Source organism: Corallococcus sp. 4LFB, assembly GCF_046520365.1.
In the GTDB taxonomy this organism is placed as follows: Bacteria; Myxococcota; Myxococcia; order Myxococcales; family Myxococcaceae; genus Corallococcus; species Corallococcus caeni.
This window is the reverse complement of sequence record NZ_JBKGHJ010000866.1, coordinates 1-2,034: the sequence shown is the minus strand read 5'-3', so window position 1 is coordinate 2,034 and position 2,034 is coordinate 1. Positions and strand designations below refer to the sequence as shown.

Sequence of the window (2,034 nt, the reverse complement as noted above, 5' to 3'; positions counted from 1 at the left end):
TTCCAGGCTCCGGCAGGGCCTTGCGGTCCACCTTGCCGTTGGCGTTGAGGGGCAGGGTGCCCAGTACCACCAGGGCGGCCGGCACCATGTACTCAGGCAGCCGCTGCTTGAGGCTTGCCTTGAGAGTGTCTGGATCCAGCGACTGGCCATCGCGTGCGGTGACGTAACCGATGAGGCGCTTGTCCGCGCCGGTGCCCCGGGCCACGACAGCCGCTTCGCTGACGCCAGTGGCGGAGCGCAGGGCCGCTTCGATTTCACCGAGTTCGATGCGGAAGCCACGCACCTTCACCTGGAAGTCCGCGCGGCCGAGGAAGTCGAGCGTGCCGTCCTCCCGCCAGCGAGCCTTGTCGCCCGTGCGGTAGAGGCGCTCGCCCGGAATGGAAGCGAAGGGATGGGGGACGAAGCGCTCCGCAGTCAGGTCCGGGCGGTGGAGGTAGCCCCAGGCGAGGCCCTGGCCGCCGACGTACACCTCACCGGCGACGCCCACGGGCACCGGACGCAGGTGCGCATCGAGCACGTAGACGGTGGAGTTGGAGAGCGGTCGGCCAATGGGCACCGCACCATCCACCACCGAGTCGCGACGCAGGGTGAACGTCGTGGAGAAGGTGGTGTTCTCCGTGGGGCCGTAGCCGTTGATGAAAGTGGTGCCTTCGGGGATGCGAGCGAGATGCTCGCGAACGCGCGCGGCAGGCAGCACGTCACCACCCGCGAGCACCTGGCGCACCCCCGCGAGGGCTTCACCCTGGTGCAGGGCCATCTGCTCGAAGAGGGCCGCGGTGAGCCACAGGGACGTCACGCGGTGGTGGCGCAGCTGCGCGGCCAGTTCCTCCAGAGAGAGGGAGTGCGACGGAGCGAGGACGAGCTTCGCGCCATGCAGCAGCGCGCCCCAGATTTCGAGCGTGGACGCGTCGAAGGCAACGGGAGCGGCTTGGAGCCAGACCTCGTCGGGCCCGAAGCGCATGAAGGTGTTTCCGAGCACCAGGCGTGCAATGCCCCGGTGGGGCACGCAGACACCCTTGGGGCGCCCGGTGCTCCCGGAGGTGAACATGACGTAGGCCACGGCTTCGCCGTCCACGCGGACGTCGGGGGCGTGGGTGGGAGCCTTGGCGATGTCCTGGGCCTGTGCGTCCAGCCAGACGCGTTCGCCGGAAGTGGGCAGCAATGACGCGAAGGGCTGATGCGTGAGCGTCACGCTGACGTGAGCGTCCTCCAGCAGGGCCGCGATGCGCTCCACGGGAGCATTGCGGTCCACCGGGACGAAGGCCGCGCCCACCTTGAGGATGGCGAGCAGCGCCGTCACCATTTCGAAGGAGCGTTCGACGGCGAGTCCGACGCGCGCACCCGGGACGATGCCCATGGCTCGCAGGTGGTGGGCCAGCTGGTTCGCGCGTGCGTCCAGCTGGGCATACGTCAGCGAGTCATCCCCCAGCACCAGGGCGACGGAGTGCGGTGTGCGCCGTGCCTGCTGGGCGAAGTGGACGTGGGCGGGGAGACCCGTCGGGCTGGCGACGGTGGTGTCGTTCCACTCCACGAGCAGCCGTTGACGCTCGTCCGACGTCAGCAAGGGCAGCTCGGCCACGGGCTGCTCGGGCCTCAGGGCCACGGCCTCCAGCAGCATGCGCAGGTGGTTGGCCATGCGCTCCACGGTGCTCCGCTCGAAGAGAGCGGTGCTGTACTCCAGCGAACCGACGAAGCCCTGGGGCGAGTCCTGCATCATCAGGGTGAGGTCGAACTTGGCGGAGCGAGCGTCGGAGGCGACCTGCTGGAAGGTGAGGCCGGGGACGCGCAGGTCCCCGGTGGGCGCGTTCTGCAGGACGAACATCACCTGGAAGAGCGGGCTGCGGCTGGCGTCCCGCACGGGCTGGAGCGCTTCCACCAGCTTCTCGAAGGGCAGGTGCTGGTGCTCGTAGGCTGCGAGCGTCGTGCCGCGCACCTGCGCGAGCAGCTGCCGGAACGTGGCCTTCGGCTGGACGTGGGCACGCAGGACGAGGGTGTTGACGAAGAAGCCGATGAGGCCTTCGGTCTCCGCCTGGG

General features: G+C 69.4%; 1 protein-coding gene. It reads right to left on the bottom strand.

The window, feature by feature from the left end; translation table 11 throughout:
• The coding region (locus tag ACLEQD_RS42115) for a non-ribosomal peptide synthetase (protein WP_410391577.1) at positions 1-2,034 on the bottom strand (2,034 nt) is incomplete at both ends.